Genomic DNA, 25,116 nt, shown 5'->3' on the forward strand with positions numbered 1-25,116 from the left:
GAGAAATCCATTTACCAAATGAAGAAAATAGGGTACTATTGTCCATGGGCTAATCCTTTCAATGGATTATGGACAGGTACTACCTGCCATTTCATTGTAAAGGATTTTTTTGTGTCTGAACTTTCTATAGACAGAAGATTATGAACATTCAGAGAAAATTAATGCAACGCTAGTGACTTTAAATAATATTATAATAATTTTGTTGCATTTACAACAAAATACTTAATTAAATAATAATCGATCCCAATTACATTCCAATTTTCAAGGTAGTTCAGCCCTCTAATTCAATCGCTACTCATCTGGATTCAATACCTTTGCTATACAAAAAAAACTTTCACACACATAAATTGTGTAAAAGTTGTCTCTTTGATTTTGCCGACTTTTTCAGCGGTCTCCCTGTCAACCTGATGCGTCGCTGTTGCGAAACTCCATAGGAATCCATCCGGTAACTGCCGTCCATTTTACTTATTTAATACTGATCACTTGAACGGGTCCTATCAGCCCGCTTGGCTCCTGCTGTGCGAAGGACGATAAGAAATCGCGTTGATCCTTCACTAGCGTATTCGTAACTTCGATGGCAAGCTTGTTAATGCCCTTCTTGATCAACCCATTGATTTCCAAGCAGTAAGGCGGACAAATTCGCACTCCTACGTGCTCGCCGTTTAACCATACTTCTGCCGTTTCATAGACCTCACCCAGTTCCAGCAAAACTCGGCTACTGGCTTCACTCCACTCGAAGTCCGCCTCATAACGGAAGTTACCCGAGAAACGGGGCAAGCAGTCCGGCAGACTCATATTCGTTAAAGTCGCCAGTTTTCCCCATTCCCAAAATCGAGGATATTGTTCGGATTGGGTGGTGGATACAGTCCATTCGCCCTTAAGTTCAAGATGTGAATCCAATGTATATTGCGGCAACGCGTCATAATTTTCCATATCTGCTCCATGAAGCAAAACAACGGATTCATACGGATGAATAACAAGCTGCACCTCGGTAACACCGGCCTCTCCATTTACATTCAGCTTGGTCAACCGATTCAGGAAGGCATCATAGGCATATACATTGCCTTGGACCGGCAAAGCCATCTTCGTTTTGATGGTTTGATGCGGGTGTTCATTAAAGAACATAAAAACATCCAGACCATCATGAAGATAATGATAGTGCCGAAGATAGGGTTCGTGTTTTGCTACTCTAATATCATAATATCCGTCTGCAATAAGTTCTTGTGACAGCTTGTCTAATGCCACTACCTTAACGTTCCTGTGATCGGCAAGACAAGACAATTCAGCTGAAACATCGCTGCCCTCGCTCGATCGTAACGGCAGCCCGTCAACAAAACGAATGGCTAGCCCTTGTTCGGCTAATTGGGCCAATCGCTGAACCATCACCGCTGGAAGCGCCTCGGCATAGGGCACGATCAGGCACCCATAATCCTCATGATTTACATGCAGCTTGCCTTCTTTCACGCTGGCCGCATCCAGAAGAACGTCTATAGGAATAACATCACCGTCAATTTGATGCTGCATTAATTCCTTCATCGGCTTATGGAAATACATCGATTCCCCAGACCACTCGGCTTCAGCGTGATAGATAACCGCAGCTGTCGCCACGTGCCTTCCGCCTGAAATTAGGTGGCAGATCCGATTCATATATCCATTTAAATACTTGTAGTAGCGATACTGCGGATTTTTCCCGCTTCCATACATATGCGGCGGACAATCCGGATCTGGAAAAGCTTTCTGGGTAAAGGCATGGGGGACAAAATAATTGACGCCGCGAACCAACATATGGTCTGTGATCCATTTCATTAGTTTCAAGCCTTCCGCCCAACCATACGCCCCATATACTTCGCACATTGTCCGCCCTTGCTTCTTCGGATCGATATGTCCAAGAGACACACCAAGCTTTGCGAGTCCATAGTGGAAAAATTCACTATCCGTATCGCCTCCCGGCTTGCTAAAAGACAATTCATCGAAGCCGGGGACGATCTGCCACAGCACCACGTCAAGGCCGGACATGTCTTGTCCCCACATTGAACGGAAGAAGTGTCCTGCTCCGGAACCAAGCCTTGCATGCACATTGTTGTCCTCAAGTACATGTCCAATATATTCCACTCCACGGGCTCTGCACCACTCACCGATTTGGCTGCAAAAGTTGTCCGCGTAGAGCTTGCTGACAATATTCATATAGATGTACCGTACGATATTAGTCTGTTCTCCCGCATCATGCCAGAGAAGATATAGGTGCTTACGGTAGTTCTCACCTAACATCTGCTCAAGCAAGGCAGGCATTTCATTGCTCCAAGGAAGCGGTACCCCTTTTTTTCCGGGTTTCGAATTGAAATCAAAGGTGGTCTTATCATTGTAAAATCCGGGTTCGTCCGAAAAAAATCCGGCAAATGTCTTTCCGAAATCGGCCTTGTAGCGTTCATACACAGCCTCGTACACCGTATCGAGCAGAATACGAACGGAATCCCGATCTAGCGGGTTCAAATAATCTTCCTGCTGCTGACTGCCGCCATCCTTATTTTCAGAAATAATAAATACTCGCCAATATCCTTCAGGGATATCCCAATATAAGATCCCGTCTTGCACAAGGTCAGTAATGTCGGTACATTCACTGAGTAATGTTCCATTGGATGGATCTCGGCGTACCGCGACAACGGAGATCAGTTTATTTTTGCCACTTGCGTTTTGGGGCTGCGAGATGGTCGGTCGAAGCCCACGCATCAGCAAGGTATCCAGCAGCAGCGAGGTTCCCTCTGCAGGACCGAGCGTATCGATATAACGTTCACCCAAAAATTTGCGATGAAGCTCTTCCGGAGCCTCCTTTACCTTGCCTGCCGCATGTCCCGTTGGAAAATGGTCATCATCAAGCAACCATACCTTCATTCCCCGATTGCGGGCTTCCTCCATAATAATGTCCATGTCCGTCCACCATTTCGGTCCGAGAAAATCTGGATGAGGCCGAGCCTCCACACAAACGGCCCCGATTCCGGCTTCATGAACACGGGCCATCTCCTCACGAATCACCTTCTCTTCCTCGCCATGCTGCCAGAGAAAAGGAAGGATATAATTATGTTCTTGACCCTCAAGCACTTCCTTAAAACGATTGTTCATGATAGCCTCCTGCTTCAACTTAGGTTCATTCATCCAATGCCTGTAGATTGGATGAAAATATCCGCCCGGCTTCGATTCGAAGACGGGCGGATCATCTTGTTCGAAAAATTTATTATTTTTTCACTTTCGCATACCATTCTCTGGCTCGCTTCGTAACCTCTTCACCACCCGATTTGTTCCACTTATCTACAAATTCATCGAATTTGCTGATCGGGTACTGCCCGAGTATAATTTTGGTAGCGTATTCCACGTACAGCGTACGATTGTTAATGTCCGGGAAGCCGTCATAAACGCTGGCCGGCATACCGTCTCCGGCAATGGTCTTGGCGTACTTCTGAGCCTCTTGCATATTTCGGTTAACCTGATCAACAGCCCACATTCTGTCTTCCGATGCTGTAATTTTGTTTAATTCGGTCATGAAGTCAAGTGTGGATATTTTTGAATAAGGATCAAGAATCAGATTCTCCTGGCTGCTCTTGTCATCCGGAAGTTTGACGGCTTTGCCGTCCTTCATCGTATGATGCATGCCTTCCACGCCAAGGAATAGAGCGTTCCAATTTTTCTTGTCATACATGTTGTTCAACAGCTTCAGGGTGGCCATCAACTTCTTCTGATCCTTGGTGTTCTTGACGACCCATTGCGGTTCTAAAAACCTCTTCCAGGTGTAAAAACCTTTGTAGCCCGGTACTTCCGGTACGGGGAGGACAGCAAAGTCAGGTTTCACGCCAGTGTTCTTGAACGTATTTTCCATATACAAATTGCTCGTTTCCGCCCAATGAAAAAAATTACCAGCTCTTCCAGCATTAACTTTCCCGTCCCACTTGGCCTTGTCGTTAAGGAGCGTTTCCTTATCCAATAATCCGTCCTTGTACAGCTTGGCGATGAACTCCAAGGCGGCTTTCGTATTCGGCGTCACCGCAGAATATGAAAGCTTGCCGTCGTAAAGGTCCCATTGGGGATTCCCTTCGAACATGGCCACACCGTACATGGCGAACAGATGATCCATCCAACGCGCCTCCTGTCGACCACCCGTCGGAAGCTCATCATTCTGGCCGTTGCCATTGGGATCCTTGTCCCGGAATGCCTCTAGAACCTTGACATATTCCTCTTGCGTCTTCGGCATCGGCAGGCCCAATTTGTCCAGCCAATCCTTGCGGATCATGCCAGCGTATCTTCCGTAGTCCACCACACCGGGGATATAAAAGATTTTTCCCTGACCGGTAGGATCGTTGGCCTTGACAATATCCCACATTTCCTTCGGAACGGCTTGCCATAGATTCGGGGCATACTTGGGCAGCAGGTCAGTCAGGTCGGCAATCGCGCCGTTTTTAGCCAAACTGTTTTCGATGCCTTCCTTGGGTAAGAACAGATCCGGCACTTCGTTAGCCGCGATCTTTAAGTTCAGCTGATTCAGGTAGTTGGTGCCTCCGTTCCACTCCACATAGGGATGAATGACGCCGACTCCAAGCTTTTCCTTATATAATTCATAGAGCTTACTGCCTTTGGTTATCGGTTTATAACCGATGTTGGTGCCCCATACTTCAATATCGACAATTTCATCTGCATTGGAGGTCTGATTCTGGGCAGAAGATGAAGAATCTGCGGAAGAATTCGTGTTTCCGCTGCAGCCGGTGACAGCGGTAATCGCAAGGACACCTGCCGCTGATAATAATCCCATTTTTTTGAAATCCATTTTTTTTCCCCCTTTTAATTGTAATGATATATGTTTAAAGGCAGCTCACCTATAAACCGGAAAGGATATTTTATCCTTTTACAGAGCCGATCATGGCTCCTTTGACGAAGTATTTCTGCAAGAAAGGATATACCAAAATGATCGGAATGATAGCAAAGATAACGGTCGCTGCTCTTAGGGTCCGCTCGTTATAGTTCAGATCAACCGTTGAAGCGGCACCTGCCATAATAACGTTATCGTCGGTGATGAACTGCCGGATCTTGATCTGCAGCGGGAACCAGTCTGGATTTTGCAGGAAAAGGAGAGGATGCTGGAACTGGTTCCATAGCACCACACCATAGAATAGAGCCAGCGTCGCCAGTACCGCCTTGGATAGCGGAAGCACGAATTGAAACAGCATCCGGAAATATCCACTTCCTTCAAGAAAGGCAGCTTCTTCCAATTCCTTGGAAAATTGTTTGAAGAACGTTCGCATAATAATCAGATTGAACGGATTCAGGATATGTGGCACTACCAGAACCAGCGGATTATTATAAAGCCCGATGCCGCGAACCGTCAGGAAGTAAGGCACGATAGGAGCCTTGAAGATCATCGCGATCACGACGCCGACCATAACCACGGACCCCCAGCGGAACTCCGGCTTCGACAGAGGGTACGCAAGCAGCGCGGTCATCAGCAGAGCAAAAACCGTTCCAATCACCGTCGATACCAAGGTCAAAAAGAACGATTTCCAAAGATCGGGACGGTCGATAATGTGCCCCCAAGATTCGAGGGTAAACTGCTTCGGCCATATGGTTACCAGGTTCATATCCACGGCACTTTTAGAACTAAGCGAGGTCGAGATTACGGACAAGAGTGGTATGAGCGCTATGATGGACAACAGGATGAGAAAGACCGTTATTGCAGTGACGAATACTTTTTCACTTCTCGATTCAAACATGCCTACCATAGCCCCCCATCCGAAACTTTCTTCGACAGCCTATTGAATACATACACCAGGATAAATCCAATAACCGACTGGAATAAACCGACCGCCGTTGCAAAGCTGTATTGCGCTTGCTGAATGCCTGTCCGGAACACGTATGTATCCAGGATATCTCCTACACTGTACGTCATCGGAGTGAGCAGATTATACACTTGATCAAAGCCCAGATCCAGGAAGTTGCCGATTTCAAGCAGGAACAGCACCAACACGGTAGGTAAAAGCAGCGGAAACGTAATGTGGCGGATTTGCTTAAACTTGGATGCGCCATCGATCATCGCCGACTCGTACAACTGAGGATCGATCGCGCTGATGGCCGCCATATACACCACGGTTCCCCAACCGGCATCCCGCCAAATAGATGCGATCACGTAAATAGGTCGAAAGTATGCGCTTTCCTGCATAGCTAGCAGGGGTTCAAAACCAAACCATCCGCTTACAATGTTGAACAATCCGCTTAATGAAAAGAAATCAAAGATGATACCGGCAACTATAACCCAAGACAAAAAGTGAGGAATGTACAGAGCAGTCTGGATCCCTTTCTTCAACGCCGATTTTCGAATCTCGTTGATCATTAGCGCCAGTAGAACAGGCATCGGGAAAACCAGTACGAGCTTAAGAAATCCAAGCATGAGTGTGTTGCCGAACACCCGGAAAAAGTCATAATGGTGAATCAGGGTCTCAAAATGCTTGAGGCCTACCCAGGGACTATCGATGAACCCTTTGAAAACCGAATAATCCTTGAAGGCGATTACAGCACCGGCCAGCGGAATGTATTTAAATACGATGAGAAAAATGATTCCCGGAATGGCCATCACATACAACGGCCAAAAAACCTTCATTCGATGAAATGCAACTGCTTTCAATTTGATTCCCCCAATATCTAGTTGTTGAATTCGCTTACACTTATAACTATACAACCAGGGGAAATATTGCTCAATTGGGCATTTTTAAGTTTAAACAAGGTCATTTTATAGAATAAATTGAAAACCACTCCTACCTGGAGTGGCTAAGTACGTTTAAACGCTCGGCAGATTCTTGCGGTATTCCCTGGGTTTGCATCCTGTCAGTTTCTCGAACAGCCGCGCAAAATGCTGCGAATCCGAGTATCCTACCATCTGGCAGATCTCGTACACTTTCAAATCTGTTTTCTCCAGCAGCTCTTTTGCTTTGCCAATTCGGATTTGCGTCAAAAAATTCATATAAGTATCCCCCGTCTTTTGTTTAAAAAACTGGCTCAAATAATAGGGGCTGATGAAAAAACGGGCAGCCAAGTCTGCAAGGGTGATCGGTTCATTGTAATGTGTGGATATATATTCCTTGACCTCGGTGATAATGTCCTTCTTCTTGGGAATATTATGCTCCAGCTTGAACGTAATTATTCTTCTGATGACTTGAACCATCCATTCCTCTAGACGCTCTAACGTCCGGAAACGCGAAATGCCCTCTAGTGACAAAATATGACGGCCTAAGAAATCGTTTTGCTGCAGCTGCTGAAAGGACATCTTCCGAACACTCGATAAAAGGATGTTCAAACACTGCAACTGGAGATCTGCCGGACTCATGCTTGGTTCAGCTTCCATCCCTCGAAAGATCTCGCGGATGATGCCTGCACATTCCATCTCATCCATGTTGTCAAGACCGGCTTCCAGTTTAGCAATCAACGTTTCAGGAACAGAATGAATCCGTCCTGTCAGATTCATGATCTCGGGAAACTGGATCACGGCATCCGTCCCCTTGACGACTTTATAGCTTAATGCATAACGGGCTTCCTCAAAGGACTGGCTGATTCCGGCGGCCCGTTTCTGAACCGTACCGATTCCGACAGTCATGGACAGTTCCAATTCCCTGCATACATCCTTCTTAAGACTGTGTACCGAACGAACCAGATTTTCATACACGATGGAACCGCCATGGGTAACCACCACTGCAACTTGCGCACCCGAATAACGAAACCGATACACGCCACGGTATTGCCTTAAGGCCAGATCGATATGGTTGAACACCTGCTGAAGACTAAGTTCCTTCAAAGCATCGACGTTACCGTCGAATTCAAGCAGGATGCAAGCGAACCAGGCACCCTCTGTTGGAATTCGCGCAATCAAAAGCAGCTCTTCCATGAGTTCCGTATTTACGCTGTCGATATCAAGGATATCCCGCAAGGCGTTCTCTTGCATACGACTGTGAACCTCCTGCTTTAATTCGTCCACTTCCTGCAGCCTGGCCTTGTCCGCACGAACCGCCTCTATGACCTGATAAACGCAATCGCGCAGTTCCTCTTCCTCAACCGGCTTATTGATGTAAAACTGCACTCCCAGCTGAATGCCTCTTCGAGCATATTCGAAGTCGGCATATCCACTTAACAATATGAATTTAGCCCGATTGCCCTTGTCTTTCAGCATTTTAATCATGTCAAGGCCGTCAGACTGTGGCATCCGAATATCCGTAATGACAATGTCCGGCTGTAGTTTTTGAATTAATTTGAACCCTTCCAAACCATTATAAGCTGCACCGACAACCTCACATTCCGGTATATAGCGGGTTATCATTTTTTTGAGACCTTCTACGATGCCTTTCTCGTCATCAACCAAGATCAACCTCATCTCAAGCACCTCTCCTTCTATATATCGTGCCTAACACTAACTTAAAGCTTGGGGATTAAAAATTCGACCGCCGTTCCACGATCAGCTCCACGACGAATCGTCAAATAATACCGATCACCATAATGAAGTTTGATACGTTCGGCGATATTTTTGAGGCCTAACCCGTTGCTCTCCGGTACATCGGTTTCTTCAAGTTTGTATTTGTCCGTTTCAGCATCCTCCAGCAATGCAAACAGTCCCTCTTGTTTCTCCAGAGAAATACCGACCCCGTCGTCCGTTATCCGAATTAAAATTTCCCCGTCTTCCGTCCAGACGCCTTCAATATCGATATTCATGGGCCGACTGTAGTCCTCAAATCCATGGTTGATACTGTTCTCCACAATAGGCTGAAATATCAGGGGGATGATACTGCAATGCAGCATTTCATCAGGGATTCTGATATTCAGTCTGAACATGTTATCAAACCGGAGGTTTTGAAGCTCTAAGTAATTGGTCGTATAATCCAATTCATGCTTCACCGAATGGTGTCTGCCCTCTTTACCTAAAGCTAACCTAAACATGCGAGCCAAAATTTTAATCATACTGGCGGTCTCTTCGTCATCTTTCATCAATGCCTTCATGCGAATGGATTCCAAAGTATTGTACAGCATGTGGGGGTTGATCTGATTCTGAAGTGCGATGAATTTGGCTTGACGCTGCTTTATCTCCGCGATATATACGTCTTCAATTAAGGTTCGGATCGTTATAATCATTTTGTTGTAACTGTTCACCAGGCTTCCGATCTCGTCACCCGCCTGCTCTTTCTCTATGGGCAAGTATTGGCCTGTTTCCGCCTGCTTCATGCTTCTACGCAGCGCCTTAATAGGCCTTGTGATCGTATAGCTTAAACCAATTGAGATGCAGGTTATGACCAGACTGCTCATCAGGATCACGAACACAGTCATGCCTTTGATCTGATTAATTTTCTGCAGCAGCTTCGAGCGCGGAATTTCGGTTTTGATAAACAAATTCCCCGTTGAGGTGCTCCCCGACAAAATAATTTGGTCTTGGCTGCCGTCATCCTTGATGTATTCTGCTCCGGATTCAAGCACCTGCTGCCAGGATAAACGGCCGCTGGCCGCATCGGAATGGTAGACGATTTCCCTTTGTCGATTGCTTATGACGACACTGATGCCGTATTTATCCCGAGCCAAGACGAAATCATGATCAAGCTGCAGTAATGTAAACGGATCCAGATCGATGAGTAGTATGCCCGCGTATGCCCCATCGGAACTGAACAGCACTCTTCCTACCGTCACTACGGCTCCTGCTCCTTTATCCTCATAATAGGAGCGGTCATGTAACCCGGTAATAAAAAACGTATCATCCGAACTGCGGAGCTGCTTGTACCATTCACGTGATAACAACATGTTCTCATTCACTCTACTTGTTGTAGTGGTATACTGATACACGCTGCTATCGCGACCGATCAACATCACAGTGCTGATCTCCGATTTGAGCAATGCGACCCGCATCAATAGCCGCTGGACGGCAAATTTTTGGATAATCAACTCGTCCATGGGCAAACTTCGCTCTTCTCCGACCCTGTAGATCAATTCGTTGTCAACAAGTACCGACTTCGTGACCTTGTCATATTCTTTAATGAATTCGTTCAAAGAAGTCCTGATTTGGGACGTATAGAGAGAGGCGAATTCTTGAGAGGAATCCTCAAGCCCCGCTGCCGATTGATGGAAGATGATAGTACTTACACCAATCAGTGGAATGACACAAGCAAGAAGATAGCCTACCAATAATTTGTTTTGGAATCTCATGCTTTCTATCATTAAAACAGCCCTTCGTATCCATCTTTTTGGTTCCATACCCAGCCCTTCCTTTATCAAACGTCTTATCTACTATTGTACATGTCGTGATGCGTCGACGCTACCGAAGTATCCTAGATAGAAATGGTTTTGTGTATCCGTTTACACGAAATGTACTTTAAATATGTTAATTTATCAAAGGGGCATTTTTAAGTTTATACAAGGGCATTTTATATTATTTTCATCTTGTAGCAGCTTCATATTGATAATGATCATGTTTAAAGTAATAAAAGATGTATTTTATTTGGGATTTGCTAAAAATTCCGCTATTCCAATAGTGTTTTTTTATAACTTAAAAATGATCGTAAAAAGACTTAAACGACCTATTGTGAGATTCACGACATCATGCATCAGCGACAGTGAGTTTGTTTTTGTATCTGCTAAATAAGATTCTATAAGTACTAATGAATTAGGAACATATATGGATACATTAAAAAGCTCGGGTTTAATCCATTAGGATATATCAATGAAACAAAGATTTTACATCTGAAAAAGAAGCTTTGGCACCCGTCTTTCTTTTGACCCGCTATATAAAAATTAAGCACTCGTACGAAGCGGATTATCCGCAGCATACGAGTGCTTCTCGTTATGACCAATTTACAGAATCAATCCATTTATTGTTAGCCGATTCGTGGATAAGCTTGTTTGAACACCGCAAGATGTAGTTGGTCGTAGCGTATTGGCCTCCTATGCTCGCGCTTTTGCTTTTAATATACTCTTTTAATCACAAAAAACGAGCCTCGAATTGTTCCAGCTAGTTTGGACTTCTGTCTAGCAAACTTAAACTTCTCTGCTAACTCCTTTGGTACCTCCATCCCCTCAGACAGCTTAAATCCAACGGCCCGCTTCTTAGGGTCATCAACCGTATACATGACATTGAGCCCAAGACCATCTTCATAAAAAACGTAGGCAAATTGGATATTTTCCACTTGAAAACGCGACGTTTCTAAAGGTTTGGCCGCAAACTCAATATCACGTTCTTCTTTCAAAATTCGGTTCACATAATCAATGGTCTCCTGGCTCTCGCTAGCTGGTACTACCGTAAATTCATGCTTGTATTTATTCATGAAGTAACGGGCTTCATTAGCGCGTAAACCAGCAAGCGCATCTGCTACAGGTGAAGACTCTAAACCGACCGTAGACACAGTTTTAAAATCAACGATATGGGACATTTCCATCCTCCTCGTATTATCACTTTATTTTCTAACAACAGGAATCCACATTTCACTAAAATCTAAGCCATTCGGATTATGTTAATTCGAGTCAATCAAGATGAGCGATAGATCTTGCTTTAGTCCTGCTCCTCCTTAAGAAGCTGATCCAGACGAACCATATTTTGTTTCCAAAATTTCTCGTAGTACGACAACCAGTCCTGGAGTTCCTTCAGAGGTGCGGGATTGAGACTGTTTCGCGTCTCACGGCCGACTTTACGCTCGGTCACAAGGCCAGCTTCCTTCAAAATCGTCAAATGCCCGGAGACTGCGTTGCGGCCCATCGCAAAATGCGGAGTCAACCGATGGAGCGGCAATTCATCCGCATCCGCCAGCAGTCGAATGATTTCACGCCGGGTCGGATCAGCCAGGGCATAATAGACATCCCGTGTCTGTGCAAATGCGCTCATCATCACCACTCCCTCGCATGAAATGAAATTAAAAAGGTTAGTGCTTTGATTATAGGACAGTAAATAGTGTCTAGTCAATAGGCCCACCTTATTTCCAAAGAAAATCAATTTTTCATGTGAAGATGAAAAACACTATTCATAAGTCAGTAAATGGTGTCCTATAGGTATGGAGGAGGAAACAAACGAGCAGGATGGGCGATGCAGTAACAACCTCAAAAGAAGGAACCCATAACTTCGAGACCGACACTGGAATGCATCAGCAAATTCATCGCTATCTCTCCTTGCATCCATTGTGGGGTACAGCGCTTATCCGATCAACGATCGCCTCCACCCAAGGACCAATTCTAATCGAATTTTTTTTCCATATAAAAACCGGAATAGCCCAAGGGCGCTCACAACACATACATGAGATCACCAAGCTGGAAGCTTGCCTGCTCCTTCAATAATTTAAGCAGGCTCTCCAAAACAGCCATAACTCTAAGCTCTTCCCGATGCTTAGGTTTGGGAGACGACACCGCGACAGAAATGGTAAGCTCACCCTCCCAATAGGATGGATCGGGAAGAAGCGTGCCCAACCTTATAAATGAATGACATTCCTAAGGCCAGCCAGTCCGGTACTCCTGATGGAGTTCATTATGTCCTGATGGATTGGATTTATGTATGAATACGGAGGTACCTGCCCTCCTTTTAGCATACATACCATAAAACAATTTGAATGGGTAAATTGTTCATCCGATGGACAATATTCAGATATTGACTCTCATACAGACATGAGATATATTTATTTCGTATCTTATTAAATTAATTAAAATAACTAATAAAAAATAGTACGGATTAAACCGCGCCATATCCTTGAAGATACAGCAGAAACCTTGTGTGAAAGCGGACTTCAATTTATGGCAACGCAAGATGACTTTGTAGATGTGGAGACCAATTTGACTACTTTGTCAAGATAAACCGGCTTTGGGATAGCAAACATTTCACGATTAGTACCCTCCACCATGAGTTGATGAAGACGGAAGGGATAAAAGCCCTTTTGCGTGGACGGCATGCGTGCCGTGGATACGGTGACGAGTGAGCTGCCGGAATTAGGGTTAACCGCATGTTTCCAGCACGTTAGAAAAGCGATGAAGATCCGATGGTTTTATTGGAGTAGTATCGCTGGTTTAGCCAGGCCGATCTAGAACTTCGGGTTATTAAATTGAACAGGCGATTGAGGCTTATCAGGTCTTCGCGGACTACAAAATAATTTAACATAACGGAGAATGGATATGATTTTTCTTATCTTAATTTATCTGGCGTTTATCAGCCTTGGATTGCCCGACTCCCTGCTTGGTTCCTCCTGGCCCATCATGAATACTGATTTGGGTGTCCCCATCGAAAACGCGGGAATTGCATCCAGTATTATTTCTATAGGCACCATCATTTCCAGCTTGCTCTCATACAAGTTGATTCGCATCATTGGCACTGGCAAGGTAACGATTATCAGTGTCGCCATGACTGCCGCGGCACTACTTGGTTTTTCGCTTTCGCCTTCCTTCATTTGGTTATTGGCTTGTGCGATTCCGCTTGGCCTTGGGGGCGGAGCCGTTGATGCCGGACTGAATAGATTTGTGGCCGAGCATTATGAAGCGAAGCATATGAACTGGCTACACGGTTTTTGGGGTGTTGGAGCCATGCTGGGTCCCATTTTGATGTCTACGTTAGTATTGTGGGGAAACACATGGAGAAGTGGTTATTTTACCATATCGATAGTACAGTTTGCATTGGTTATCTTACTGCTGTTTTCACTTCCAATGTGGAGGAAATTTGAAGGTACGTCAACGAAGCCGACTGAAGAAGATCTGCAATCCAAAGACAAGCCAGGACTGCTCGCTTCGCTGAAAACAAGAGGTGCTATCTTTGGGATGTTTTCGTTCTTCCTGGTTTCTTCAACGGAAGCTTCCATGATGCTATGGGGATCAAGTTATTTGGTGAAAAACGAAAGCATTTCGCCCGAAAGTGCTGCCGGGTGGGTATCCTTATTTTTCTTGGGAATCACGGCCGGACGAATGTTAAGCGGCTTTATCTCCATTAAGTTGAGCAATGAGGCGTTGATTCGTCTTGGAGCCATTTTTATGATTTTCGGATTTTTTATCATGCTGTTGCCGCTTCCGACGATTTTCACACTAATCTCATTCATTATTGTTGGGACAGGGCTTGCGCCGATCTATCCATCCATGCTGCATCAAACGCCTATTTATTTTGGGCAGCATAACGCACAGGCAGCTATGGGCATGCAAATGGCATTTGCCTATACCGGCACTACGCTGGTTGCGCCATTGCTTGGACAACTCTTTGCGAACGTCTCTTTCTCCTTAATGCCTTATGTGCTTCTCGCTTGCGGCATCGGTTTGCTGACTTGTAGAGAAATACTAACGCGGGCGTATAAAAAGAAAGCTGGCGTTCACAAAAGCGCTTCTCTGGAGGGCTAAGTGTTTGAAGTAACAGGCTGACAAATGTATATTGAATAGCGGGAGAGATGGACTAACCAGGGTAGTGTAGAAAAAATCCTCCATTGTATCTTGAACGCTAATTGAAGCAAGTGGATTAGCGAGGTAGCTAAAGAAGAAACAGAAGAAAACTGTTCACCTTATTTCACTTGAAAGGCAACGTCCCTCGTCGTTGTCTTTTTTAGCATTTCTTGGCTCTCAGTAAAACCCCATGTCCAATCCTCTCGGGGAGGCATAAACGCCAGATAAATCAGTATGATAAGACCATGTCCAATCTCCGATGGCTTAGATATTTTCGTTGTCCTGTCGATAATTTCCGCGCATACCAGACTGATATGCTGCAATCGCCTGTGCAATCAAACCATGAAGGATGTCGATATCTAAATCCCTTTCATAATTAACAACAGGGAATATTTTCCTCAAACCCTCTGAAGGTATTGCTTGCTCAATCTCATCTTTTAAAGCTTCGGAAAAAAAATCACCATAAAGAACAACATATTCGGGATTGATTGTCCCACAAAAAATACTGATTAATTTAGAAATGGCCGCTCCCAGCTCTTTGGGATCATCATAGTTAATCGTTATCCAGTCAACACCGATCGGAAGCAGATTGACTTCACCTGCGTAACCAATGCCCCCTTTATGAATGCTGCCATCAATCACAACACCTGCACCTGGACCAAAAGTTCGAGGGAAATAAATGCCGACAATAGAGGATACTTTTTCTGTATGTTGGCTAAAACCAAATGCTGCTGCATTGACATCATTCTCAACAATGGCCGGCAACTCATATTTTTTCTGAAAATATTCTGTAAAGGAAGTCCCCTTTAATGTTGTAAAGTCATTTTCCAAAATAACACCATTACGCTCCACTCCTGGCAGGGAAAAAGCAACTAGGCTTATAGTCGAATAGTTTCGAAGGGCCTCATTGATCATCTGATCAAAACTAGAAAGTTGAATGGTATCAAACGCCTCCTCTGCGTGCCATACGCGTTCCCCGTAAAGATTCCCGATACAAGCACTTATAACATTCTTCCCCTTGCGTACCCGCGCCGATAACCCAAGCACATGTGCAAATTCTGCATTAAAGCTATACGCTTGAGACGGCCTTCCTCCCGTTGCAGAATACATTTTACCGAGTGTGACTTCTCCGCTTTCTACAAATCCATTCAGTATGTTTCCAACGGTAACAAAGCTTAAACCTGTCGTTAGAGCCAATTGTTTAATGGTGGAGGTTTTGTACGAACAAAGGCTCCAAAGAACTGTTTGTGAGTTGCTCTCTTTCATATCCAGCATATTTATTCCCATAATAACCCTCCAGCCTATTAACTCCGATTTTCATTTTATAATTTTGTAATTTCCATGATTTATAACATATGGTATAACACTTCCTGCACCAATGACGCCGCGATCTCCAATGGTTACACCACCGCAAATAGTAAGATTGGTTGAAAGCCATACATCATCATAAGGTAAAACTACTCGCTGTTGTTTGGCTAAACAGTAGCTGATGTGATACCCGATTTCGATAGATAATCGAAGCTCTCCTTTGCACAATCGAAGGCGTCTTTTTGCCAGTTTTCTTGCTCGGCCAGTCCCCATTTCACACCGGTTCGATGACAAGCCTCAAATATGGGTAACCAATCAATCCGACCTTGACCAAGTGGAACCAAGTATTCTTTCCCCTCGGTTGAGAGTGCGGAATCTTTAAAATGACATATGTTTACACGCCCTTGATACCGTTCCAATAAAGCCACAGGGTCCTCACCTGCCCGAACAGTGTGATACACACATAAGGTTAAGCCCACATTAGGCAACTGTTCCATAACGATGTCTATGGCACGAATGCCATTTATGTACTCATAGTTGAACCAGAGCGGATGGAAGGTGAGTTCGATACCATGTTCACCCAGCGTCCCAGCCATTTGGCCCATCGCGTCACAAAATTCCACGATACCTTCCGGTGTCATTAGCTCACGCGGGATGGTACTGACACATAAAGAATCACTTTCCCACAGCCTATTCATCGTGATATAGTAATCCAGATTATTTCGCACTACCGTAAAATTTTCTTGAGTTGCGATACATTTCAGCCCTGTTTCTCGCAAAGCTTCTGCCGTGAATGCCAGAGGTACTGCAGGATCGATCCATTGTAGCTGTACATCGCGATATCCCATATTGTGCAGTTTACGGAACGTATGTTGTACTTCAACTGCTGTCGTAAGATAGGGTCTAAGACTGGAAGCTTGGAAGCCAAGTGATGTCATAATCCATCCTCCACGTTTATTAATTAGTTATTAAAATGAATTTAATAAATATGAATTAACTATACCCCTGTCTGCAGAAGGAGTCAACAATCAAACCAAACATTTTATTGATTAAATCTATCGCAAAAAGGACAGACGAATTATTGCATTCGACCTGCCCTTTCTTTATCATATGCATGACTTCGATTCCGGTATTGTGTGGTGAAGTCAACGCTTTCTTGAAGAATCGTCTGGCCGCAGGAGCATCCCGATTATCAGACAGCATGAAATCAATCGTATTTCCTGTTGAACCACTGCCCTGTAAAGATAATGGTTGTATGAGCCATATGTAGTCCTCGTTCTTCCATCATCGCTACTAGATTACGCATAACTAAGGCTATATTTTAAATACCATTCAGTAAACGTCCATTATCATTCCATTGGCCATACATTTTGTTTTCTCTCGTGTTTGCTATGAATTTGTCTAATCTGCTTTCAAATAATTCCGGTTGATTTTTTATGCTTTGTATCGTGTCGATCCTAACTCTTTTATATACATCCGGAAATATCTTGAAATTCTCATATACTTGCTTTTCCTCTTTCAGCCTTTGCTCTATAACTGGGTCGATTCGAAAAGAATCGTAATCCATATCAGGAAGAACCTTTCTTCCTGCGTCTGTCATCAACCCCAACTTTTCGAGGCGTCGAACACGTTCTTTATTCAATTCAGTCCATGAGCTTTTTTTGCTTCGAGGAGACAGCCGCTGAGCCAGCTCCGATTCAGATTTTTTCTTCCTGACTCCATCGATCCATCCAAAGCACAAAGCTTCCTCGACCGCATCCAAATAAAAAAGCGTATCCGATTTGGGCGTCATACTAACCAAGACCCAACAAGATTTTTCAGTCTTACTGTTTTCCTGCAGCCAAAACCTGAACGCTTCTCTCGATTTTACGGGAATTAAATTATCCATTTCCATATTTGAAAAAGAATCTCCTTTCACCATTTATCATATATCCGTTACTTCATGCTAGCTTTCTCGACTTGCGAATTGGAAATTGCTGCTTTTATTAGGATCAGTATGAAAGCAAGCGATAAAAGCATAATACCGCTCCAGATAAGCTGATGCGCACCCAACTGGGAAATAAACAAGCCGCCGATCCATGTTCCTACCGTAATGCCAACATTAGAAAAGGAAACAAATAAGCTGTTACCGAATTCGGGAGCTTCTTTCGCATCAGTCATCAACAAGGCTTGACTTAGAATAAGCCCCCCGGAATGCACAGCTCCCCACACAAATACGATGACCGCCATCGGCCAAAAATGAGAACCCCAATAATAAGCAAAAAAGTAAATGACCGCATATACGAGAGGAAACAGGATAACCGTTTTTGTCATGCTTTTGTTCAGAAAGAACCCGAACAAGAAGTTCCCTGCAATCATGGTGACGCCAAAGACCATCAACATCACGCTGATCCAGGTACCGTTCATATGGGTGACTTCTCCGAGATATTCGGCAAAGTAGCTATAAACCGAACTCATCGCTGTAAAGATCATCATTACGATCAAGACCGTTAACCACAATTGAGGTTTGCGCAATATGCCGAGCTGCTTGCCGAAAGACATCCTTTCCTTAACAGGCATTGAAGGCAGCCAGACCAGTATGCCTATAAAGGCAATGACGCTCACAATAGCTCCAAACAGGAAAGCCACTTCCAGCGAAATTTTTGTGGAGAGATAGGATGTAATCGGCACGCCAAAAGCGAATCCAACGGTTACTCCAGCCATAACCTGGGTGACCGCTTTGCTGATCTTTTCGGGAGGAACAAGGCTGGCAGCCGTCGCAAGCGCAATCGAAAAAAAGACAGGATGAAAAAACGCAGGAACAATCCGGAAAGCCAGCATAACTTCGAAACTGGTAGTATAAGCATACACCCAATTAGAGATCGCAAACATCAGGATAGCGGATAGTAAGATCGCTTTTCGATTCATGCCGGATGTGAGTAATGTTAGGAAGGGGCCTGAAATGGCAACGATTAAAGCAAATGCACCCACAAGGTACCCGGCCTCCGAGGGCTCTATGTGAAACTTTTGGGTGATTTGGGGAAGAACTCCGATCATGCCCATTTCAGTTGTTATGATGCCAAATATACCTAAAGCCAGAAAAAAGATAAGCGAAGAATAGCTGTTTTTCATCAATCGTGCCTCCATCGGTGCATAAAAAAATGGCCTTCAGCTGCAAGACCATTTTTCAGAATAAGTTACTGTTTGTTGGCGATTACGTTATCAAGAAAATGATCGGCGTCGCTATTAAATTTCCAGTTGATCCCAAACTTATCAACTAGCATTCCAAAGCACGAAGACCAAGGATAATTGGATAACGGCATGGTGACATAGCCACCAAGGGACAAACTATTAAAGTATTGTTCCAGTTTTTGCTTGTCATCGATGACTAGACTAATCAGAATATTATTCCCAATCACCAGTTCACCTGTTACCGCCTTCATTGAAGGCAAAATGTCCGACATCATGATTTTCCCGCCTGCAAATTCTATGGAGGATTCCATGATCATATTCAACTCATTTTCCGGCATTGGGTAGTTTGGATCTTGCGGGATATCCCCAAATTTCACTTTTTTTACTTCAATTGCGTTTAAAGCCTCCGAATAAAATTCAATCACTTGTTCTGCAATTCCATCATAGTTTAAATAGGCAATAGCTGACATAAAGCATAACCTCCTTCTTGTTATAAATGTAATATACTATATAATAGGTGACAGCTGTATGTCACTGTTTCATACAAAATTTAATAAAAGAGGGGAACCGATGGAAAAGGTTGAGAGACTAATCTCTATCATTATGATCTTGCTGAAAAAAGATGTCGTTTCCACCACAGAATTCGCGCAATTATTTACCGTTTCCAAAAGAACGATACTTCGCGATATGGAAACCTTGAGTTTATCCAACATCCCGATCTATTCGGTCAATGGAGTTCATGGCGGCTACGGCATTATGGATGAATACAAGGTTGATAAACGTCTTTTAAGCAGCTCCGACTTGGAGAATATATTGACTGCGCTCGGCGGATTGGAACAAATTCTAATTAGCGAAGGAGTTGAAATGACGATCAAAAAAATAGAAGCCATGGTTAGCCCATTGGCTCCGAAAGGTTCAATTCAACTGTCTTTTTATGATTGGGAGGGTCGGTCTGAGATTCGTCAAACCTTGAAGACATGTCAGGAAGCCATATTAAAGAGAAGATTAATTTCATTTGATTATAGTGATAAAAATGGCACTGCGACGAAAAGAACCGTCGAGCCCTATCAGCTTCATTTTAGCGAAACGAGTTGGTATCTGAAAGGATTCTGTTTACAACGTATGGGATATAGAACGTTTAAATTATCTCGGATCGATCATCTTCATATAAATGAACACACGTTTAGCCCTAGAGATGATTTGTTGGAACATGAGCAGGAAGCAAGTTATCAACCGGAACTAATCGCAGTCAAGGCGTTGATTTCGCCTGGCATAAAAGATCAATTCATTGAAAGGTACGGTCGAAAGAGCATTGAAAGCTATAGCTCTGATTATTTATTAGCAACAATCCATGTTCCACAAAACAGTAATGGATTTCAATTTATAGCAAGCTTCGGTACAAATTTGGAAATCGTAGAGCCCAAAACCTATGTTGAAGACTTTCGGAATTATTTAAATAAAATGATGGAGAAATATGCCTCAAAAGGCTCACATTAACATCAAAATGTTGGCGGCGCGTATATTCTTAAACTATGCTGCCCGTCTTTAATGTAAGCAGGGAGCAGTTGCCTCGGCGATCTGCTCCCTGGTAAAGTAGTCAGTAGCCGGGCAGATCGATCGTTCTCCTGGGATCATAACCCGTCGCTAAAACTGGTCGCCCCCTGCTTGTAGAAACCATGTTTAACCCGGTTCAAAATGTTGAAAGATATTAGCTTAATCTACTTTAGGAGACAAGGTCATCTAACCGTCTGGTAAACGAGGCCTATGGCTCCAGAATCAAATGTCTTGTTTTCGATAAGTTTAAGATTGATCTTCTCCTTGAGACCCTCGAATAACGGCAACCCGCTGCCGATCAGGACGGGAGAAACCGTAATTTTATACTCATCTATTAAATCAAATTGCATGAGGTAGTGTGCGAACCTAGGACTGCCGAGGATGACCATATCCCTGCCCGGCTGCTGTTTGAGGTTCTTGATCTCTTCCTCGACATCTTCATTCACCAGTCTGGAATTGTTCCATTCGACTTTCTCCAGCGTCGTGGAAAAAACGATTTTGGCTGTCTTTTCGATCCACTCGGCATGCTCCAGTTCATGCTGCGAACTTGAGGGGTTCGAAGGCACAGATGGCCAGTAACTGTGCATCATCTGATAAGTCCCACGTCCCCAAATGACAGTGTCGGCAGTACTCAGAATTTCTTTCGCGTGTTTCTCCAAATCAGCATCGTAGGAAATCCATCCAATATCCATTTCACTATTCGGCCCTTCTACAAAACCATCAAGCGATGCGTGCAGAAGTAGAACGAGTTTTCTCATTTTCAGTTCTCCTTTGTTTATGAGGGATATTTACATTATACATTAACTGCATTTTAGCATAATTCAACTTGGGTTGCTTCTTATGGATTGCTAATCTAAACTGCCCATTCGAAATCCCGCACATATGGCCACTAAACTTCATTAGCGGTCATCAATCAGTCGGAAATCGGCTTGTTACGTCCGCTAAGGCTTTCAGGAATATGACAAATGCCTGTCCGCTAATGCTAAGTGTATAAAACCGTCAAAATGTTGGCTCTGCCCCATAGCCATCAAGTTAAGAAATTAATACACCCCCAAAACGAAAAAAAGCTATTCTTTTTGTAAATAAAGGATGGTTTTTTTTCGTTTTGGGGTATTCGAAAATTTTAGCTTGATGGGCATGGGGTACCACCAACAAAACGCGGAAACTTAAGGAAATCCGGCTTGTTTTGTGTTTTTGGTTTTGCAACCATTTTATTATCGGAAACGTATATAGTTTATGGTTCACCATTTGATATCAGGAGGAGAACATTCATGAGAAAGAAACTAATCGCTTCAGTCGCAGGGATATCTTTGCTGTTGGGAGCAAGCGCGGGTGCTTATGCAGGCGCCAATCTTGAGACGATTCAAGCTTATTTGAATCGCACTTTGGCCGTTAAGGTGAACGGAGTGCCAACACAATTGAACGACGAACAAGGGAACGCCATTGTACCAATTACTTATCAAGGCAGTACATACTTGCCTGTGCGGGCAATTGCAAATGCGTTAAGTATTGCTGTTGATTACGACGCGGCTACAACAACCGTGCTTCTTGGCGAGAAAGTCGACGGTACCTCCATTTCAGGTGAAAAGTATGACGGCGGCAGCTACCTTACGTCCGATCCGAAGCGCACGACCTATCAGAACAAAGACTATAAAGAAGTATTTTATAACAATGCAGAAGACAACAGCAGTAATGGAAACGGTTCTTTCATGCTTACCCCAGATAAAAAATATCAGAAGCTGTACCTGCAGGCAGGCGCTATAAACAAAGAGTTCATGATCAGCATTTATGAAAGCGGCTCGCTCAAACTGCTTAAGCAGGATACCGTAACTGTCGAGGACAAGATGAAAACGATTGAGGTCGATATCGGAGGCATTTCTGAATTGTATATTGAGATCAAAGGGTCTGGCGGCGGATTTGTCGTTCCATTGACGACGTCGTATTACAAATAAAGTTCGACAGAAATGGAATTCAATAGACTGGTGTAAGGGGGGCTGCGGCGGCGGACTTTTTTTTTTGTGGAATGTATGTGGGGGTACCGCCAACGTTAATTTGTTGGCGGTACCCCATGCCCATCAAGCTAAGATGAATCTATACCCCAAACTGGTAAAATAAGCTATCCTTTCTATATCAAGCATAATTCCATAGAAGGGATGGTTTGCCATGAATTCTATTCCACTTTCTATCAGCGAAGAAATGCATTTACTAGCCCAACAGCTTCACCATCATTTTTCTCCTACCCAACTTGAGGAGCTCGCTAGAAAAGCTGGCTTCGTCCAACGAAAAAGCAAATATACCGCGCAAGATTTGGTTTCCTTATGTGTCTTTTTAAATGATCATGTATCTGTGACTCCCCTCGCACGATTATGTAGCCAACTAGATGCTTCCAATCAGCTTTCGATGAGCACAGAAGGATTGAACCAGCGGTTCAATCCTTCTGCAGTTGCCTTCCTTCAATCCCTTTTTTCAACGCTTCTCCAAGAAAAAATCTTGACTTCCTTTTCGCTGCCGTGTGAATGTAACTCCTATTTTCATCTGATCCGTATTCTGGATTCGACTGTTTTTCAACTTCTAGATCCCTTTGCCGACCGTTATCAGGGATCCGGAGGAAGTTCTCATACGGCTGGCATGAAAATACAACTCGAATACGAGTTGAAAAGCGGAGAATTCTTACAGGTGGATGTTGGCCCCGGGAGAAAAAGAAAAACATGACTTACAAAGAACGAACAAAACGCTTAAGTGCCATCAATATCTACATGACCAATGCCCCTGACATTTATTTTAAAAAAGAGCATGTCCATGACCTGTATTCCCTACGCTGGCAAATCGAGATTTTATTTAAAACGTGGAAATCCATCTTCCATATTGACCGATGCAAGCCGGTCAAAACCGAACGTTTTGAATGTCATGTATACGGGCAGTTGATCGCCATTTTGCTGAGTTCTTCTCTCATGTTTCAGATGCGCAGGCTTTTGTTGATGAAGAAAAAGAAAGAAACCAGTGAATTCAAAGTAATCTGTATCTTAAAAGAATATTTTCTTTCTCTACATGATGCCATGAAAAAGCAAGCGGATGATGTACAGCGGGTGCTTCTCCAATTCTTTCGGATGATTGAAAAGAATGGACGCAAGTCACATCGGTATGAGAAGAAAACCGTATTTGACATTCTAGGTGTAGTCTATGAGTATAGACAGAAATCACGATCTGCTGCTTAGGAAATTGAAATTTTTAAAACCGAAGCCACCAAGGCTTATTTAAGTCTGTACAAAATCCAGTTCTAAGCAAATTGATTTGGATCAAGCGACGAAAGGTAGCATCTGTTCCTTTTTCTTTGTTCTTAGCTTGATGGGCATGTGGCTCTGCCCCTTAATCAGCGAGAGCACGTTTAATGTTCGTTTTTGCTTCATCAACCAACCTTTCATCTTTATTATCAATTGCCTGCATCATTATCAAAATGGGTATATATGGCAATCAATCGAGCTAATATTTTTGTTTCTTCATCTACATCCCCATATTCTTTGAAAAAGTCAGAACGCGCATTCGGAGGTAAGAAGCTATACGCAACATTCAAGTCACAAGCAGGATGTCCTATATGGATATCTCCCCAATCAATAATCCCTGAAACCCTTCCATTCACATCTACCAGCATATTTTTAAAATGAAGGTCACCATGAAGGAATACGTACTTTGGTTTCACTCTTTCAGTTCTGAGCTGTGCCAAATAATTCGATATTGCACGGTGCTCTTCTTCATTAAAATGAAGGGCAAGGCCGGAAATGAAGGTATGCATCTTTTCCTTACGCATCGCAATATCAGTCATATTTCTATGGTCATGTTGAACCCCATTTTCTTGGGCAATCTTCACAGGGAATGCATGTAAGCTTTTTAAAAATTGTGCGAGCGTTGTTGCTGATAGCGCACGTTGCATGTCCGTTAATCCGCATGGAAACTTTCCAGACAAATAGGGATAGCCAAGGAAGGGTGCAGGATAATCATAATCCCCTTCCCCATAAAATATCGGTAAGGAATAGGCAATGGAAAAATAATCTTTAAGCTTTGGTAGTATCTTTCCTTCCATCCTTAAACGATTAATGGAAACTTCTCTTCTTGGAAAGCGAAATACATATTCGGCCCCGACAAGAAAAACAGTGTTATCCCAGCCATGTCCTAGTTTTTGTATGCTTTTTGAAGCTAACTGCGGAAATTGACTGCCTATTAATTTATGAACCAAATCTTCTGATACTTCCCATTTTGCATCCCATTGATTCGAACTACTCATACCCTTCTATCTCCTCCCTCGCAAAAAAAAGAAAATCTGTTCACCTAACCTTTACCTATTTCCCACATGATACCATAGATTTGATTTAATCTTCTGTTTGAGAACAATTCTTGATGGATTTGCGTCTGTTCTTCGTTATGCTCAAGCTTTAGATCAAGTCAACAATACTTTTAATAACGCTCATCGACCCGCAAACATCTCCTTTACAAGACAAAAAGTGCGTCAATCCAATTCGTAGGCAGGTAGCTTGGTAATAATTTCACACGCGTACAGCTCTTGCACACGCAGTAGATATTATCAGGATTTTGAACGACATCCCGGTAAACCCTTAAATGGCTTATCGAGCGTTGATACTCCCGGTTATGGTAAAAGAGAATATCCTTGTTCACCTAGTATGTCGAACTAGCCCGTAACAG

18 protein-coding genes and 3 pseudogenes are annotated in these 25,116 nt (G+C 43.6%); 4 read left to right on the forward strand and 17 right to left on the reverse strand.

What is annotated here, in order from left to right; genetic code table 11:
• Positions 1-465: 465 nt before the first annotated feature.
• The 9 genes from LRL21_RS27515 to LRL21_RS45800 form a co-directional block, all read right to left on the reverse strand.
• Positions 466-3,117, reverse strand: coding sequence for a glycosylhydrolase-like jelly roll fold domain-containing protein (locus tag LRL21_RS27515; protein WP_240418984.1), 2,652 nt, complete (start codon positions 3,115-3,117; stop codon positions 466-468).
• A 112-nt stretch (positions 3,118-3,229) separates the two neighbouring features.
• The gene (locus tag LRL21_RS27520) at positions 3,230-4,810 is read right to left on the reverse strand and encodes a type 2 periplasmic-binding domain-containing protein (protein ID WP_240418985.1); all 1,581 of its coding nucleotides are present in this window, start codon (positions 4,808-4,810) and stop codon (positions 3,230-3,232) included.
• Positions 4,811-4,880: 70 nt separating this feature from the next.
• Positions 4,881-5,750 (reverse strand): carbohydrate ABC transporter permease, encoded by an 870-nt coding sequence (locus tag LRL21_RS27525; protein ID WP_240418986.1) that lies wholly within the window; start codon positions 5,748-5,750, stop codon positions 4,881-4,883.
• 2 nt (positions 5,751-5,752) lie between these two features.
• Positions 5,753-6,658 carry an ABC transporter permease gene (locus tag LRL21_RS27530; protein ID WP_240418987.1) on the reverse strand — a complete coding sequence of 302 codons (906 nt, stop codon included), beginning with the start codon at positions 6,656-6,658 and terminating at the stop codon, positions 5,753-5,755.
• Between the two features lie 153 nt (positions 6,659-6,811).
• Entirely contained in the window at positions 6,812-8,395 is a 1,584-nt protein-coding gene (locus LRL21_RS27535; protein WP_240418988.1) for a response regulator, read from the reverse strand.
• Between the two features lie 41 nt (positions 8,396-8,436).
• Entirely contained in the window at positions 8,437-10,254 is a 1,818-nt protein-coding gene (locus LRL21_RS27540) for a sensor histidine kinase (protein ID WP_240418989.1), read from the reverse strand.
• Positions 10,255-10,961: 707 nt separating this feature from the next.
• Positions 10,962-11,426: a phage tail protein gene (locus LRL21_RS27545; protein WP_240418990.1), complete on the reverse strand. Its 465-nt coding sequence runs from the start codon at positions 11,424-11,426 to the stop codon at positions 10,962-10,964.
• 119 nt (positions 11,427-11,545) lie between these two features.
• Entirely contained in the window at positions 11,546-11,875 is a 330-nt protein-coding gene (locus tag LRL21_RS27550; protein WP_240419171.1) for an ArsR/SmtB family transcription factor, read from the reverse strand.
• A 392-nt stretch (positions 11,876-12,267) separates the two neighbouring features.
• Positions 12,268-12,390 carry a hypothetical protein gene (locus tag LRL21_RS45800; protein ID WP_275900929.1) on the reverse strand — a complete coding sequence of 41 codons (123 nt, stop codon included), beginning with the start codon at positions 12,388-12,390 and terminating at the stop codon, positions 12,268-12,270.
• Positions 12,391-13,146: 756 nt separating this feature from the next.
• On the opposite strand from LRL21_RS45800, the gene LRL21_RS27555 reads away from it, so the two are divergent.
• Positions 13,147-14,349, forward strand: coding sequence for an MFS transporter (locus LRL21_RS27555; protein WP_240418991.1), 1,203 nt, complete (start codon positions 13,147-13,149; stop codon positions 14,347-14,349).
• A gap of 303 nt (positions 14,350-14,652) precedes the next feature.
• Here the strand turns inward: LRL21_RS27555 and LRL21_RS27560 are convergent, their stop codons facing one another.
• The 6 genes and pseudogenes from LRL21_RS27560 to LRL21_RS27585 form a co-directional block, all read right to left on the reverse strand.
• Positions 14,653-15,675, reverse strand: coding sequence for an ROK family protein (locus LRL21_RS27560; RefSeq protein WP_240418992.1), 1,023 nt, complete (start codon positions 15,673-15,675; stop codon positions 14,653-14,655).
• Between the two features lie 188 nt (positions 15,676-15,863).
• Positions 15,864-16,634, reverse strand: a complete 771-nt coding sequence (locus tag LRL21_RS27565; protein WP_240418993.1) for a sugar phosphate isomerase/epimerase family protein — start codon at positions 16,632-16,634, stop codon at positions 15,864-15,866.
• Between the two features lie 208 nt (positions 16,635-16,842).
• Positions 16,843-17,027 (reverse strand): annotated as a pseudogene (locus LRL21_RS27570) (IS6 family transposase); the annotation flags it as partial.
• The gene (locus tag LRL21_RS27575) at positions 17,018-17,590 is read right to left on the reverse strand and encodes a YdeI/OmpD-associated family protein (protein ID WP_240418994.1); all 573 of its coding nucleotides are present in this window, start codon (positions 17,588-17,590) and stop codon (positions 17,018-17,020) included. The pseudogene LRL21_RS27570 and the gene LRL21_RS27575, both read right to left, overlap by 10 nt.
• A gap of 41 nt (positions 17,591-17,631) precedes the next feature.
• Positions 17,632-18,807 carry an MFS transporter gene (locus LRL21_RS27580; RefSeq protein ID WP_240418995.1) on the reverse strand — a complete coding sequence of 392 codons (1,176 nt, stop codon included), beginning with the start codon at positions 18,805-18,807 and terminating at the stop codon, positions 17,632-17,634.
• Between the two features lie 65 nt (positions 18,808-18,872).
• Positions 18,873-19,337 (reverse strand): VOC family protein, encoded by a 465-nt coding sequence (locus LRL21_RS27585; protein ID WP_240418996.1) that lies wholly within the window; start codon positions 19,335-19,337, stop codon positions 18,873-18,875.
• 100 nt (positions 19,338-19,437) lie between these two features.
• On the opposite strand from LRL21_RS27585, the gene LRL21_RS27590 reads away from it, so the two are divergent.
• On the forward strand, positions 19,438-20,364 hold the full coding sequence (locus LRL21_RS27590; RefSeq protein ID WP_240418997.1) for a helix-turn-helix transcriptional regulator: 927 nt from the start codon (positions 19,438-19,440) through the stop codon (positions 20,362-20,364).
• Between the two features lie 239 nt (positions 20,365-20,603).
• On the opposite strand, the gene LRL21_RS27595 is transcribed toward LRL21_RS27590, so the two are convergent.
• Positions 20,604-21,179 (reverse strand): dihydrofolate reductase family protein, encoded by a 576-nt coding sequence (locus LRL21_RS27595; RefSeq protein WP_240418998.1) that lies wholly within the window; start codon positions 21,177-21,179, stop codon positions 20,604-20,606.
• A 513-nt stretch (positions 21,180-21,692) separates the two neighbouring features.
• Between LRL21_RS27595 and LRL21_RS27600 the strand changes: the two genes are divergently transcribed.
• Positions 21,693-22,373, forward strand: a complete 681-nt coding sequence (locus tag LRL21_RS27600) for a stalk domain-containing protein (protein ID WP_240418999.1) — start codon at positions 21,693-21,695, stop codon at positions 22,371-22,373.
• Positions 22,374-22,584: 211 nt separating this feature from the next.
• Positions 22,585-23,636 (forward strand): annotated as a pseudogene (locus tag LRL21_RS27605) (transposase).
• Positions 23,637-23,787: 151 nt separating this feature from the next.
• Here the strand turns inward: LRL21_RS27605 and LRL21_RS27610 are convergent.
• A pseudogene (locus LRL21_RS27610) lies at positions 23,788-24,700 on the reverse strand (phosphotransferase).
• Positions 24,701-25,116 lie beyond the last annotated feature (416 nt).

The organism is Paenibacillus periandrae (genome assembly GCF_022458865.1).
Taxonomy (GTDB): Bacteria; Bacillota; Bacilli; order Paenibacillales; family NBRC-103111; genus Paenibacillus_S; species Paenibacillus_S periandrae.